Origin of the sequence: Pseudomonas sp. KBS0707 (assembly GCF_005937945.2) — a bacterium.
Lineage (GTDB): Bacteria > Pseudomonadota > Gammaproteobacteria > Pseudomonadales > Pseudomonadaceae > Aquipseudomonas > Aquipseudomonas amygdali.
This window is the reverse complement of the sequence record NZ_CP041754.1, coordinates 1,327,016-1,340,975: the sequence shown is the minus strand read 5'-3', so window position 1 is coordinate 1,340,975 and position 13,960 is coordinate 1,327,016. Positions and strand designations below refer to the sequence as shown.

Sequence of the window (13,960 nt, the reverse complement as noted above, 5' to 3'; positions counted from 1 at the left end):
TTAAACCTGTTCCAGCGAGGACTTGACAGGAGTGTATGCACCGTTGGCCGCCAGGACCTTGTGATGCTCACCTTCAATACGCGCTACATCTTCAGCCGGCACCATATAACCCTGGTCGTCACGGACAGCGTGAGCAACGAAGACTGCAATGGTCGCCACCAGGCTTGCGCCTACCAGCCACCAGATGTGCCAGATGAATGCGAAGCCGAAGACCGTCAGCAACATACCCATGTACAGGCCGGTCGCCGTGTTGTTAGGCATGTGGATCGCCGAGTAGCGGGCAGGGACCTTATAAGCGGTACCAGCACGTTTGGCGTCGGTGAACGCGTCGATGTCGTCAGCTTTTGGCAGTTCGGCAAAGTTGTAGAACGGCGGTGGCGAAGAAGTGGACCATTCCAGGGTATGGCCATTCCATGGGTCACCGGTCAGATCGCGGTTGTTGTCGCGGTCACGGATACTCACGAACAGCTGGATCAGCTGCGAAGCGATACCCATGGCGATCAGCACGGCACCGAACAGCGCGACGTCCAGGTAGATGTTCCACTCTGGCATGTCGGTAGCGTTCAGACGACGGGTCATGCCCAGGAAGCCCAGCGCGTAAAGCGGCATGAACGCGACGAAGAAGCCGACGATCCAGAACCAGAACGCTGCCTTGCCCCACTTCTCGTTCAGGGTGAAGCCGAACGCTTTAGGGAACCAGAACGCGAAGCCGGCGATGTAACCGAATACCGCACCGCCGATGATGACGTTGTGGAAGTGAGCGATTACGAACAGGCTGTTGTGCAGTACGAAGTCAGCACCTGGAATCGCCAACAGAACGCCGGTCATACCGCCGATCGAGAAGGTGACCATGAAGCCCAGGGTCCAGAGTACTGGCGCGGTAAAGCGCAGACGCCCTTGATACATGGTGAACAGCCAGTTGAATAGCTTCACACCCGTCGGGATCGCGATAAGCATCGTCGCCAGGCCGAAGAAGGCGTTGACGTTGGCACCCGCACCCATCGTGAAGAAGTGGTGCAGCCAGACCATGAAGCCCAGGATACAGATCGCACCGGAGGCGAAGATCATCGACTTGTGGCCGAACAGACGCTTGCCGGAGAACGTGGAGATGACTTCCGAGAACACGCCGAAAGCCGGCAGGATCAGGATGTACACCTCAGGGTGACCCCACGCCCAGAACAGGTTCACGTACATCATGGGGTTGCCGCCCATTTCGTTCGTGAAAATGTGGAAGTCCAGGTAGCGGTCAAGGGTCAGGAACGCCAGGGTAGCGGTCAGGATCGGGAACGAAGCCACGATCAGGATGTTTGCCCAGGTGCAGGTCCAGGTGAAGATCGGCATGTCCATCAGTTTCATGCCAGGGGTACGCATCTTCAGAACGGTCACGAGGAAGTTGACCCCCGTCAGCGTCGTACCTAACCCGGATAACTGTAGCGCCCAGATGTAGTAGTCAACCCCTACGCCAGGACTGTATTGCAACCCGGAAAGAGGTGGATACGCTACCCAGCCGGTCTTGGCGAATTCACCGACACCCAGGGAGATGTTGATCAGCAGCATACCTGCGACCAGCAGCCAGAAGCTCAGGGAGTTCAGGAACGGGAACGCCACGTCGCGAGCGCCGATCTGCAGAGGCAGAACGATGTTCATCAGACCCGTGAAGAACGGCATCGCCATGAAGATGATCATGATCACACCGTGAGCGGTGAAGATCTGGTCATAGTGCTCAGGCGGAAGGAACCCTTCGGAACCGTTCTGGGCCATCGCCAGTTGGGTACGCATCATGATGGCGTCGGCAAAACCGCGCAGCAGCATGACCATGGCAACGACGATGTACATCACGCCGATTTTCTTATGGTCGACAGAGGTCAGCCATTCAGACCACAAGTACGTCCACTTGCGGAAATAGGTGATCAACCCGACAACCGCAATGCCGCCGAGCGCAATCATGGCAAGTGTCACCATGACTATCGGCTCGTGGAACGGCACCGCTTCCAGACTTAATTTGCCAAACATCGTTTACTCCTCTGCCCCAGCAGCTGAATTTTTGCCTTTTTCCGCACCAGCGTCACCGGCCACTTCCTTCTCACCAGCAACAACCTTCTTGCCTGGATTCATACCTTCATACTTGTCGATGACGATCTGGAACAGGTTCGGGGTGACCGAGGAAAAGAGTTCGACAGGGTTGCGTTCGCTCGGCTTGATCAACTCGGCGTATTCGGCCGTGCCAAGCTTTTTAGGTGAGCTCTTGACTTCGCTGACCCAGCTGTCGAAATCAGCCTGGCTGGTGGCGATAGCCTTGAACTTCATACCGGTAAAGCCCGCGCCACTGTAGTTGGCCGAAATACCGTTGAATTCGTGATTTTCGTTGGCAATCAGATGCAGCTTGGTGTGCATGCCCGCCATTGCGTAGATCTGACCACCCAGACCAGGGATGAAGAAGGAGTTCATCACGCTGTCCGAGGTAACCTGGAAATTGATCGGGGTCTTGGCTGGGAACACGATCTTGTTGACCGTGGCGATGCCGTAGTCCGGATAGACGAATACCCACTTCCAGTCGACCGAGATCGCCTGAATGGTGATCGGCTTCACGTCCGACTCAAGCGGACGGTAAGGGTCCAGCGAGTGAGTAGAGACGTAAGTGATGTACCCCAGGAAGACCAGCAGCAGCATGGGTACGCCCCAGACTGCGATTTCGATCTTGGTGGAGTGGGACCAGTCCGGCGTGTACTTGGCGGCCTTGTTCGAAGCGCGATACTTCCATGCGAAGATCAGGGTCATCAGAATGACCGGGATCACGACAATCAGCATCAGCAACGTAGCGATTACGATCAGGTTCCGCTGCTCGATACCCACCTGCCCTTTTGGATCGAGCAGAGGTACGCCATCGCATCCACTGAGCAAAAGCATACAGAAAAGGGCCAAGAAGCCAAAAAACCTGGGGTACCTTTTTTTACTCATTTCACGACCTCTAAAAGCAGCTTGCGCGGTGCAGTTGGGTTTCGACCGCCAACACTTCGCCCTGCCAGTGCCGGCTAATTTTTTTGAATTGAACAAGGGCCTGCCAGTACGCACAGCGGCATATCGACAAGTCCGGGTTTAGCTATGGATTCTTGTTTTTTGAGTTGCTGGAACTGCCCAAAATATCGGGCAGACGCTTTCGACGCGGCCATCATACGCCCTCAGAGGCAAGCGTTGCGCTGCCTGTTCAGAGTGCACAGGGGACGCTCCTAGCCTCAAAATGCTGATCGTTCAGCCAGGCTGGACGACAAGTGGTGGGGATTGTAGATACGTAAATTTTTAATTACTATGCCTAATTTTGTAACAGTTATTCTCTCAATGCGTAACAATCACCCTCCAAACACGTCATTTCACCCAAAAAAAGCCCCGTAATCACGGGGCTTTTTTCTCGAAAGCCCCTGTATTTAGTAAGGTTTGCGGCGGTTACGAATGATGCACGCCGGTACCAGAACTGCAGTCAGAACAAACGCTGCCAGCGCCCATTGCGCGAGTGATAATCCGAGGACCGGCGGATACGGCGTCGTGCAGAAACCGCTGACCTGAAACCCTGTTGGGAACAGTGTAGCCAATGGCAGGCCATCAACGATCGGTTGCAGGACGTCGATACCGCAACTGTCGGACGGATGGGCAAGTATCCATACATGCCGACCGGCCGCGGCAATTCCGCCCAATGCGCTGAGGGTGACCAGCGTTTCACACACCGTAACGCCGCGACGTCCGGACATGGCAGCGCCGATGAACGCAAAAATGGCGATGAACAGCAGTGCGTAGCGCTGCAGGATGCATAGCGGGCAAGGCGCCTCGCCCAGCACGATCTGCATGTACAGGGCACCGCCGATCAGAGCCAGGCAGATAATCCCCAGCAAAACCAGAAAGCGCTTTTCGCGTCTCAGGTACAACGTGTTGTCGCTCATTCACATACCTTACTGAACTGATGAGGTGGTTGGTCAACGCCCTGCAATGTAAGGGCGAAGCCTGAAACAGGAGTGCATGGCCCGACCGTACCGAAGCGTGCGCGATGATCATCTGTCTGATTCTGCAACTCAAGCGCTCGCCAGCTATACGGGCACATTTGCCCGCTGGATGGTCTGAGCAGTACCTGTGCGATCAACCAGGCGGTCTTCGCCAAGGGCTGGATGAAAAACGCTTCTATATATAGAGGGTGCGTCACTATGTCGCACCATCTCTTCTATATATAGCTGCGGTATTTTGCCGCAGGGCATGCTGATGTCAAAGCACAGTCGCGTACGAACCTGCGACGCTGACTGTCGGAATGCGCAGAGCGACAGTGTGCCGCATCTCGCCCGGTTTGACTGGACCGGAGCCAGACTGCCACTATTCACGCTTGCACTGGCAGCTTATGCCGGCTGCCGTTACGTGTTGAAACAACTTTCAAGGACCAGCGAGCGGCGCGGCCAGCCGTCCGTTAAAAATCCTCAAGCCTGCTCGTCGCAGGTCGATAACCTGTCATAGAAAGTTGTTTGCCGCTTCCAGGCGACGAAACACCTACAGCCAGAAGGTTCATATGTCCAAGAACGTCCGAGCAGATTCACTTTCGCTGCTCCTCTTCACGTTGCGCAGCGGCAAGCTGATGGCGATCAACCTGCTCAAGGTCAGTGAGATCATTCCCTGCCCTCCCCTGACCCATCTTCCCGAATCGCACCCGCACGTCAAAGGTATCGCCACGTTGCGCGGCTCATCACTGTCGGTCATTGACCTGAGTCGTGCAATCGGTGAGCGCCCTCTGGCCGATCCCGACGGTGGCTGCCTGATCGTTACCGACGTCAGCCGCTCCAAACAGGGCCTGCACGTTCAGGCCGTGAGCAAGATTGTGCACTGCCTGACCACCGATATCCGTCCTCCACCCTATGGGTCGAGCAGCAAATCGTTCATCACCGGGGTCACTCAGGTCGATGGCGTGCTGGTACAGGTTCTGGATATCGAAAAAGTGATTCACGGTATTGCTCCGGCGCAAATCGTCGTGCAGTCGACGGAGCTGGCCAAAGAGGATGCCGAAATGCTCAGCAAGGCGCGAATTCTGGTCGTCGATGACAGCCAGGTTGCCCTGCAGCAGTCGATCATCACCTTGCGCAATCTGGGCATCGAATGCCACACGGCGCGCAGTGCCAAGGAAGCCATCGACGTTTTGCTGGATCTTCAAGGTACTGATCGGCAGATCAACGTGGTGGTTTCCGACATCGAGATGTCGGAGATGGATGGCTACGCGCTCACCCGTACTCTTCGCGACACGCCCGACTTCAGCGATCTGTATATCCTCTTGCACACCTCGCTCGACAGCGCGATGAACAGCGAGAAGTCGCAGATCGCCGGGGCCAACGCTGTGCTGACCAAGTTCTCGTCACCCGAGCTGACCAAATGCCTGATCGAGGCCGCACGTACGGTGGTCGCCCAAGGGCTCTGATCCCGGAGCGCGCACCGACGCAACGTCCGAACCTGACCGATGCATCTGCCGGACATTACTGGCTGATGCGTCGGAATCTCGCGTTACCAGTACCATCCGCGGTCTGGCCGCCGCGCGTCCTGCCGCGACCTTTCACCCTTGAGCAAGCCCCAGAGGTTCACCGCCTGCTGACATTGGGTCATGCCAGCGCGACAGGCAGCGTGCCGGATTATCCGCACTGGCGAGCCGCCTTCGAACAAGACCCTGAATTCGACACGTCGCGGTGCTTTCTGGCCATGCTCGACGAAACGGTGGTGGGCGTGATCGTCTGCTGGACCAGCGCATTCATCAAAGACCTGGTCGTGCATCCCGATGTGCGACATAGCGGGATCGGTTTCGCTCTGCTCAACCACCTGTTCGCCCATTTGAGTAAGTGTGGCGAAACAGCGGTCGATCTTCACGTCATGGAAAACAACCTCAAGGCACGGCGTCTTTACGAGAAATCAGGGATGTCCTACCTGAAACGTTTCGATATCCCCGAAGCCTGACGGGCCCGTTGACTCAACCAGCGACTGGCGCACAACTTGCTTCCTGAGCTGCATCAGCCGGGAGAGTGACCAATTGTTGTCGCTCGGCGCGCAGCTCTGAAAGGGTCATCGAGACAATGGACACCAAGTTTTCCTGTGTGGGTTGCGGCGGTTGCTGCACCGACCACCACGTGCCTCTCACGCTCGGCGAAGCCGCGCAATGGGCGGCAGACGGCGGCAACGTGATTGTCTTGACCGAAGCGTTTCTAAGCAATGGCTATGGTGTGTCCGAGACCCAACTGACCCATGCCAGCCGTCGCTCGACGCAGGTGAACAGCGGCAGCACCACAGCCTTTGTGGCGATCACCTTCGCGGCCTACAACGTTGGGCGTTGCCGGAATCTTGACGAGAAAAACCTGTGTCGCATTTACGAGCGCAGGCCGCTAGTGTGCCGGATCTATCCGATGGAAATCAATCCGCACATTCCCTTGCGCCCCGAAACCAAGGGCTGCCCGCCAGAGTCCTGGGAGCAGGGCCCCGACCTGATCGTTGGCGACAGGCTGGTTGATACGCAATTGATGGACTTGATCGAACAATCCCGTCAGGCCGATCGGGATGAGATAGAGACCAAACAGTTGATCTGTCAGAAACTGGGCATACGCACCACCGCCCTCAAGGGCAACGGCTTCGTCGCGTATCTGCCGGACATGAACGCATTTGCGACCGCCATCGCGGAAGTCGCAAACCGTGCGCAGGATATGCAACCCAATGGCGCGCACTGGGAATTTCATGTGGCGGGACAGCAGGTTCTGGACACCCTGCAACAGGAGGGTGCCGACGTTACGGATCGGGAGCCGGTTTCCTACCTGTTCATACCCTTGCAGGCAGCCTGAACAGGATTACTCACGCGATCAGCGCTTGCCCATCGATCTGCGCGTGCCCGCCGGTGCTACGCCAGGGGTTTTGTAATGGCCATGCTTGTTGGCTTTCTGATGCCATGCGGGTTCCTTTTTGGCCTGGGCAAACTCCGAAGGCTTGAACGGAAAGCTGAAAGGCGCAATGACAGCCTTCTTTTCAGTGTCTGCGTTGGAGTCGGCTGCGGCGTCTTGAACAGTGGGTTGTCCAGGAGTGGTCATGGTGTCACCAGAAAGTCGAATTGGCCGGGCACATGCCCGCGGTCGCGCAGCATACATCAATCGCCGCGCAACCGCCCGAGCCTCCTGTCGCCGTCATTTGTAGAACAGATCGACCATGATCTCGGCATTGAACGGACCCGGCCTTGGTGTGTTGGTATTCCAGAGCAATTGCGCATTGAAGTCAGCACTGGCAGCGTTGGTTTCGCCCAGCAGTTCCGCCAGATGGAACGGCTCGTTGTAACGTAACGGCTGGCCATTGACGGCACTGGCAATGCGAATTCCCAGTGAGTCGTTGCCAGAGGGAACGAGCAGTTCGCCCGACAGACTGCCTGTCACCGGCCTGAAACGCGCATCAATGCTGAAAGGCGAATCGCACGTGCGGCTGGTCAGCAGAGAAAATGTCTGTATGGCGATCACCTTGCCAATAGTCACCTCGTGTATGGCAACGTCGCCGAACTCCACGGTTTCCGGGAGCACCTGCAGGTCGGCGTCGCAGGCCACGAACCGCAGCCCCCGCAGGTTGTTGATCACGTAACTGAGGCTGCGTCCCGGCACCCGGCTGGAGTCCGTCGCACCACCCAGTTGAAAAAACCGGTAATCCAGCAGATCACTGGCCACCCCAGAGGGTGGTGTTGCGCCGAACTTCTGAATAAACACGGAAAACGCCAGATTGAAGCGCACCTTTGGACAATTTTCGATATTGCTATCGCCTTCATGGCAGACAGGCAGGTAACTCCCGGTACTGACCCGTCCACTGCCTTGCAGGTAATCGGTACCCTGAAGTGTCATGCCAGCGCGGATACCCTGACCGATCAAACGATTGTCCGGATTCAGGTAGATGAAAATTTCTTCCTCGACAGACTGCGAGCCTTCCTTGGCACATTCGACCTGAACATTCACAGGCTCGGAACGCCACACTACCTCCCCGTTGGGAATCGACTCCGGGATCGCCACCGTACTACCCAGATCATCGTGAATTTCGGTTTCGCCCGTCCCCTGGGTGGTACAGACCAACGCGAAGACGGAAGTCGGATTCAGCATCAGCAACACCACAGTGGAGCGCAGCCAGCGTCTGGCAGACAGTAGTTTCATATCAGCATTCGTCCTGAAAGGAATTGTTCTCCAGCAGGCGGGCTGTAAAGACCGCATGCCCCTTGAGCGGTGTGCAATAAGTTCGCTGACCGCCGTAGTCGGTCAGCGCTTTGTATGAAAAACGGCGGTTTGCAGAAGGCAGAACGCTCGCCGGCACAACCATTTCAGAATGGGCACCCGGTGCCAGCAACAGGTACTCGCTGATTTGAAAAGCGTCGATGCGCAACGCTTGCAGGGAAGCGTGATAAGGCATTGGGTTACTGACCGTCAGTAAGGAAACGCCTGCCTCGTCATGAGTCAGTGTCCACAGCAACTTTGCGCCCGTGTCAGCCGGATCCCCCCTCTAGACCAATGGGCCGGTAAAACACATTGATGCGCTGGCGCACGGCAACATTCAGTTGGCGAACGCCTTCCTGCCGTCGGGGCACCTCAAGCACATACAAATGCAGCAGTGACTCACGCCCCTGCGGCATGCCTGTGCCCTGATACAACACGCGCAGGGCCTGCCTGCCACCCACCGGCAGACGTGAAAGCGGTGGCGTGACCACGAACGGCAGCGTACTGCGCCGAGCCTGGGGAGTGTCGTCGTCATCGCGGGCATCACTTATCCATGCCTGAAAAAGTGCCTCGGAATCACCTCGGTTGCGCACCTCAATACTGGCTTCGTGATATTGGCCATCAAAGACCAGCCGTGTGCCGCTCAGCGAAATCGCCCCTTGTGCGCCAACGCTGCCCATCAGCAGCAGCACCGCCAACATTGCCGGGCATGAATCAGCAAGGGCGCTCATTGGCATGTCACCCTGATCCGCTCGTAGGCACGGGTCGGATCTCTGGGCGGCAGCGAGAATGCTGCCTGACAACTTTGATCAGACCAGCGAACCCGCAAGCTGCCGACATCCTGCTCACTGAGCACCAACGCCTGACTGCCTGGGTCGACCACCGCCAGCGCCCTGCCCTGTTCATCCTCGACACTGGCACCCAGCGGTATTTTGCTACCGTCGGCGCGGACCAGTTCAAACTGGACCCGGCGGCCCACAACGGCTTTGAAGCGCACCAACGGTATCGCTCCCCGGCGCGGTACGAGCTGGGTGATGGCATTTTCCAGGTCGACATCAGCACCCAACTGGCGGGTATCCAGGCTGACCCAATTGGTCCGGTAGGCCTGCGCATAGGGCAGAACCGCATAGCCGTTGCCTGCGGTTTCGACGTTACTGAAGGACTTCAACCGAGCCCCGCTGACGTCCGGAACCTGAACCAGGGCGAAGGTTTCACCCAGCGCCTGCCCCAGGTTCACACCTCCGGGGTGAGCCACCAGCGAACCCGCCGCAGACAGGCTGAATGCATCGTAGTCCTGGCCCTGGCTATAACCTGCCTCGAAGCGACCGAACCCGGTGGTGGTACTGATCTTCCCGGCACCGAAACTGCCGGAGCTGCTGTCATGCCCGGCCTGTACCGAATAAAACGTATCACGATCCCCCAGCACCTGGCCGTTGAGCCCGGTCTGAGCGTTGTACTCACCGGTGCTGTCGCGCACGGCATTGAAAGACAGTCGCGACGAACCAGGGCTCGATCCGAGTGGCAGGGTCACGCTCAAGGCAACACGATTGTCGGTGCTCGCTTCACCGTTTTGCCCGAAGTCCTCGTTGCGTTCAATGGACAGGCTGTAATTGACGGTCTGCCAGGCAGCGTTATAGGACAGATAAAGTTGCCGGGGCTTGCCGGGCAGATTCCAGTAGCGCTGCTCGGAAGCGGTCAGACTCAGCGATGCGGCGTGGCTCGACACTATCTGGGTAACACTTAGCTCAAGCCGATCCCGAGCCAGGCCAGTGGACAGCGCATGTCTCTGCGGGTCGGTATCGCTGATGTGCTGGCTCAGGGTCCGGTACGCTTCAGTGGAATAGCGGTAACCTGCCACGGCCAGAGTGGTGTCGGTAACGTCCAGCGTGTTGGCATAGCGCACCCGTATGCTCTGGCCGCTGCGCGACTGTTGAGCAACCTGACTGACAGATCGGGTGATATCCAGCGACACTGCGCCCAGCCCGGTATTGATCCCGGCACCTATATTCGCGGCCTGATAATCTTCGGCCAGCTGCAGCCCCCCAAACCCGGTAATCCGCTCGGAAAGCCCATAGATCAGGGCTGTGCTGGCAAAGTCGGGAGAGGCTTGAACATCATTACTGTTATCGACCTGCCCGACGGCCAGGCTGTAGCGCAAGGATCCCCAGGGGACCATGATCGGCAGCGATGCGTAGGCCTGGGTAAAAGTCCGTACGCGCCCATCGGCCTCAATGACCGACACCGACAAATCACCATTGGAACCACTGGGGTAGATATCGGCAATTTCGAAAGGCCCTGGTGAAACACTGCCGCTGTACAGCAGAAAACCGTTCTGACGAACTTCCACCGTCGCGTTGGTCTCGGCAATCCCGCGGATGACCGGGGCGTAGGCGCGCTCGCTGTCGGACAGCATGCCATCGTCAGAAGCCAGTGCTGCGCCCTTGAAGCGAACACTGTCGAAAACCTGCGAGTCGCTGAAGGTCTCCCCCACCGTGAACTGGCTTTTCAGGAAAGTGATGTCACGCTGCGCGAAAGTACGATTGCTGCGATAACGCCAGGGCCGATCACTGCCGCCGACCAGCGAGGACTCATTGCGCAATCGCCAGGCCCCGAGGTTCAGGCCATTTCGCATCCCGAGATAATACTGGTCCGTTTCCAGACCCTTGTTACGGCGTCTGCTGCCATTGGCGTTGTAATTGATAAAACCTGCCGTCTCACCCTGATCCCAAAGCTCCGGTGAAACATAACCGCGAGCGCCCCGCGACATAACGGCTTGCGGCACACTGATAGTGAGTCGCAGCGCACCGGGCTGATAGTCGACGCGCGCAAACTCGACACGCGCAGGCAAATCGAAACAGCCCTGAGCAGCGCCTTCATCTGAAAGCAGGCGACTCAGATCCAGACCGAAGCTCTGTAGCATTTCAAGCGACAGACAGGGTTCAATCAGGCCTGACACCCGATTTTTTGAAAAGGCGATATCTCGCCTGCCGCTCAGTTTGCGATTGACGTAAATATCAACCCGATAAGTGCAGGGCAGTACGCTGTTGGTACGCAGAAACTCCTGGAGGTCAGGCGGCTGATCGCTTCCCTGGATAAATGCCGTATTGAATTTGACTGTCCCGTCAGCCCGAGTACCGCCAGGCGAGGCTGCGAACGCGCTGAGCGAAAACATCAACGTCAACCCCAGGCCGATACCCAGCGGACAGTGTCGTGGGTGAGGCAGAGCGAACTGTGCAATGACTCCCTTATGATCTTTTTTGCGCCATTCCATAGCGGTCTTCACTCTACTTCGGCTGTCGCGCGCGCCGCGCAATCCTTTACACAGACGCAGGTCTGCCGGGCCGGTTTGTCACGCAGGCCCAACGGTTTGAACAGTTAACGCTGATGTGTGATGCGGCAGGTTACCGAGGCAAGGCCTTGTGGGCATGACCCGGTTCTTTATCGGCCAGTGTCACTTGATAAGGCACTTGCCCGCCGTAGTCATTGATACTCACGAAACTCACCAGCAACGGCGCACTTCCCGGTGTGTGCAGCAACGGGATACGCAGCTGTTGATGGGGGGCAAGCATCTGACTGTCGAGACGGGCAAGTTCACTATCGTGTTGGCGTATGGAAATCCTCAGCATGGACACGTGATAGGGCCCTGGATTTTCCACCTGCACACCCGCGTTATCGATTGATTGCCAGTTCAGCTGTTCAGGTGCCTGCTGCGGATCGCCCTGCAAACCGTCAGGCCGAAAGAACACTTTTATGCGCTGACGTATCGCAATCTGCAGTGTGTTCTCGGCAGCAGTCTGGGGGATTTCCTGCACATTGAGCCATAACACTGATTCACGATCAGTGGGCATGTCTGCACCGGAATGAATGATGCGCAACAGTTGCTTGCCACCTCCGGCCATGCGCGTCAGCGCAGGCGTGACGATAAAAGGCAAATACGCTGGGGTGTCGTTGTTATCAGTCTTGTTGGTCGCCACTGTCGGAGATTCAAGCCAGGACTGCAGGAGAATCTCTCCCCCGCCACTGTTATGAACACCCAGACTGACCTCTTTTTCATTACCCTGATAAATGACGCGCGTCGTATTCAATACGATGCCCGCCTGAACAGAGGACGCACAGCACACTAGCGCAACAAGCATCGTGTAGCGAAAAAAAACAGGAAACATACTGGCGTTCGCCTTGAATTCGATAAGGGACAGGGCGAGCCGTGCCCGCCCTGTCCGACACGGTTACTCGTAATCCATCACGAACGGCAGGAAGCCGTCGGCATTACCCGGATTGGTCGGCGTGCCGTTAAGCACATAGACCGCGCCAAAATTTATTTCAGCAGTCGCGCCGCCGGCACCATCCTTGATGAGCGTGGTGTCGACGGTTTCAGCACCGCTCAGGTCCATCAGAACGCTGGAGGTATTGAGCAGGCCGATACCGACACCATCTGCCGCGCCGGTAGTGCGCAGAAGTTTGGCATCATTATTGTCCAGACCGCTGCCGTTACGGGCAGTAAGGCGCATCTTGACCATGCTGTATTGATCTGCGCCCGCGCTACAGTTGACCAGCAGTTGAATAGGCGTAGCCGTTTCGAATCGACTTTCACTCGATACACCAATATCAGAGAAGGAGACGTTACCCAGGTCGACATTGATTTCGCCAGGGTTGGTGCCCGCACTGACGCCCGTGCCCGGTCCCACATCGCAGGAGATATTGGTCAGGGTGCCGTTGAAGACCATTTTTCCGTTGTTCGCCGCACTGGCGGTACCCGCCATGCCAACGCCCATTACGCCCAGAACTGCCAATGTAAGAGAAAGCTTTTTCATGCTAACGACCTTCCTTGTGTTATGTCGTGTGTGCCCGCTATCGGACGGTGAGCACTATAGATCCAGGTCTATTTCGATGCTGTCAGCTGGATAACTTTTAACCCGCAGACAACACAACACGACACGCAGGACAGGTCTGTAGGAATAACCAGGCGTCTTGCGCAAGTAGGCTAATTACGGCTGTTAAACAGTGGGGCGCCGATGTTTTAAATCACGGCGGTATCAGTTTTGAAAGGGCTGACCGGACACCGGACCGTCACTTAAGCGTGGGTGACAGTCCGGTCGAAAAAATAATACAGATCTGTATTTATTGATAGCTCAACGTGATGACTCCAGCGCGGGCCTGCAGGGCCTCGCCGTCGGTCTCGGCGACCGGAAGTACCTGATACTGCGCGACAAAGGGCACCGCCTGATCACCACATGCATTGTGTTCAGTGCTCACCTGCATATTGATGCCCGGTGCAACTTGCAAAATGCGCGCATGAGCAACAGGCGCATTCACATTAATGTCGGAAATCACGCAACTGCTGTTGACGATACTGCCATGCAACGTCAATGCGCCGTCCTTTGCCCATGAAAAAGCAGGCGCAGCCAGCAAGGGAATCGACACCATGACGGCCCCCAAACCTTGACGAAGAAACAAACACCTCAACATAAATTTCCAGGTCGTTTTTTTACTGTTCATGGCGTTCTCCACTTATAGGCTCATACAGTGAGTTAAGTTGATGGGAGAATTAACTGCCAGAAGCCGGCCTAGGAAAATGTAGGAAAACTCTTAGGACTTTATAAACATCTGGACAAATATCTCTTCAACATAGATATCGTCCGTTAGCGGATTTTCTTGACTGCACGCTATGCGCGGTGGAGGCTTCCTGACAAACCTGACAGCTAAAAGTCATTCTGCTGACCGGGTTTGCA

Annotated in this window: 12 protein-coding genes and 1 pseudogene; 3 read left to right on the top strand and 10 right to left on the bottom strand. The window is 56.7% G+C overall.

What is annotated here, in order from left to right; genetic code table 11:
• The 3 genes from cyoB to FFH21_RS06280 form a co-directional block, all read right to left on the bottom strand.
• Entirely contained in the window at window positions 1–2,013 is a 2,013-nt protein-coding gene (gene cyoB, locus FFH21_RS06295; RefSeq protein WP_004656083.1) for a cytochrome o ubiquinol oxidase subunit I, read from the bottom strand.
• A gap of 3 nt (window positions 2,014–2,016) precedes the next feature.
• The gene (gene cyoA / locus FFH21_RS06290) at window positions 2,017–2,958 is read right to left on the bottom strand and encodes a ubiquinol oxidase subunit II (RefSeq protein ID WP_004656081.1); all 942 of its coding nucleotides are present in this window, start codon (window positions 2,956–2,958) and stop codon (window positions 2,017–2,019) included.
• Window positions 2,959–3,422: 464 nt separating this feature from the next.
• Entirely contained in the window at window positions 3,423–3,932 is a 510-nt protein-coding gene (locus FFH21_RS06280; RefSeq protein WP_004666118.1) for a disulfide bond formation protein B, read from the bottom strand.
• Window positions 3,933–4,543: 611 nt separating this feature from the next.
• Here FFH21_RS06280 and FFH21_RS06275 point away from each other — a divergent pair.
• The 3 genes from FFH21_RS06275 to FFH21_RS06265 all read left to right on the top strand — a co-directional run bounded on the left by FFH21_RS06275 (window position 4,544) and on the right by FFH21_RS06265 (window position 6,839).
• On the top strand, window positions 4,544–5,440 hold the full coding sequence (locus FFH21_RS06275; RefSeq protein WP_004656074.1) for a chemotaxis protein: 897 nt from the start codon (window positions 4,544–4,546) through the stop codon (window positions 5,438–5,440).
• A gap of 65 nt (window positions 5,441–5,505) precedes the next feature.
• The gene (locus tag FFH21_RS06270; RefSeq protein WP_011167957.1) at window positions 5,506–5,967 is read left to right on the top strand and encodes a GNAT family N-acetyltransferase; all 462 of its coding nucleotides are present in this window, start codon (window positions 5,506–5,508) and stop codon (window positions 5,965–5,967) included.
• 116 nt (window positions 5,968–6,083) lie between these two features.
• On the top strand, window positions 6,084–6,839 hold the full coding sequence (locus FFH21_RS06265; protein ID WP_005745844.1) for a YkgJ family cysteine cluster protein: 756 nt from the start codon (window positions 6,084–6,086) through the stop codon (window positions 6,837–6,839).
• Window positions 6,840–6,857: 18 nt separating this feature from the next.
• On the opposite strand, the gene FFH21_RS06260 is transcribed toward FFH21_RS06265, so the two are convergent.
• From FFH21_RS06260 to FFH21_RS06230, 7 genes and pseudogenes are all read right to left on the bottom strand, one after another.
• Complete coding sequence (locus FFH21_RS06260; RefSeq protein WP_041924466.1) at window positions 6,858–7,082, bottom strand: hypothetical protein; 225 nt, start codon at window positions 7,080–7,082, stop codon at window positions 6,858–6,860.
• A 93-nt stretch (window positions 7,083–7,175) separates the two neighbouring features.
• On the bottom strand, window positions 7,176–8,174 hold the full coding sequence (locus FFH21_RS06255; protein WP_011167954.1) for a fimbrial protein: 999 nt from the start codon (window positions 8,172–8,174) through the stop codon (window positions 7,176–7,178).
• Between the two features lies 1 nt (window position 8,175).
• A pseudogene (locus FFH21_RS06250) lies at window positions 8,176–8,962 on the bottom strand (molecular chaperone).
• Window positions 8,959–11,430, bottom strand: a complete 2,472-nt coding sequence (locus FFH21_RS06245; protein WP_041924745.1) for a fimbria/pilus outer membrane usher protein — start codon at window positions 11,428–11,430, stop codon at window positions 8,959–8,961. Before FFH21_RS06245 ends, FFH21_RS06250 begins: the two are co-directional and overlap by 4 nt.
• Before the next feature lie 202 nt (window positions 11,431–11,632).
• The gene (locus FFH21_RS06240; RefSeq protein ID WP_002552335.1) at window positions 11,633–12,394 is read right to left on the bottom strand and encodes a molecular chaperone; all 762 of its coding nucleotides are present in this window, start codon (window positions 12,392–12,394) and stop codon (window positions 11,633–11,635) included.
• A gap of 63 nt (window positions 12,395–12,457) precedes the next feature.
• Window positions 12,458–13,042 carry a fimbrial protein gene (locus tag FFH21_RS06235; protein WP_011167952.1) on the bottom strand — a complete coding sequence of 195 codons (585 nt, stop codon included), beginning with the start codon at window positions 13,040–13,042 and terminating at the stop codon, window positions 12,458–12,460.
• Window positions 13,043–13,349: 307 nt separating this feature from the next.
• On the bottom strand, window positions 13,350–13,727 hold the full coding sequence (locus tag FFH21_RS06230) for a hypothetical protein (RefSeq protein WP_041924465.1): 378 nt from the start codon (window positions 13,725–13,727) through the stop codon (window positions 13,350–13,352).
• Window positions 13,728–13,960 lie beyond the last annotated feature (233 nt).

Excerpts from the sequence above, each read along its gene's own strand:
- FFH21_RS06275 (WP_004656074.1), top strand. The coding sequence starts at position 4,544 with ATGTCCAAGAACGTCCGAGCAGATTCACTTTCGCTGCTCCTCTTCACG.
- FFH21_RS06240 (WP_002552335.1), bottom strand. The coding sequence starts at position 12,394 with ATGTTTCCTGTTTTTTTTCGCTACACGATGCTTGTTGCGCTAGTGTGC.
- FFH21_RS06280 (WP_004666118.1), bottom strand. The coding sequence starts at position 3,932 with ATGAGCGACAACACGTTGTACCTGAGACGCGAAAAGCGCTTTCTGGTT.
- FFH21_RS06235 (WP_011167952.1), bottom strand. The coding sequence starts at position 13,042 with ATGAAAAAGCTTTCTCTTACATTGGCAGTTCTGGGCGTAATGGGCGTT.
- FFH21_RS06230 (WP_041924465.1), bottom strand. The coding sequence starts at position 13,727 with ATGAACAGTAAAAAAACGACCTGGAAATTTATGTTGAGGTGTTTGTTT.
- cyoA (WP_004656081.1), bottom strand. The coding sequence starts at position 2,958 with ATGAGTAAAAAAAGGTACCCCAGGTTTTTTGGCTTCTTGGCCCTTTTC.
- FFH21_RS06265 (WP_005745844.1), top strand. The coding sequence starts at position 6,084 with ATGGACACCAAGTTTTCCTGTGTGGGTTGCGGCGGTTGCTGCACCGAC.
- cyoB (WP_004656083.1), bottom strand. The coding sequence starts at position 2,013 with ATGTTTGGCAAATTAAGTCTGGAAGCGGTGCCGTTCCACGAGCCGATA.
- FFH21_RS06260 (WP_041924466.1), bottom strand. The coding sequence starts at position 7,082 with ATGACCACTCCTGGACAACCCACTGTTCAAGACGCCGCAGCCGACTCC.
- FFH21_RS06255 (WP_011167954.1), bottom strand. The coding sequence starts at position 8,174 with ATGAAACTACTGTCTGCCAGACGCTGGCTGCGCTCCACTGTGGTGTTG.
- FFH21_RS06270 (WP_011167957.1), top strand. The coding sequence starts at position 5,506 with ATGCGTCGGAATCTCGCGTTACCAGTACCATCCGCGGTCTGGCCGCCG.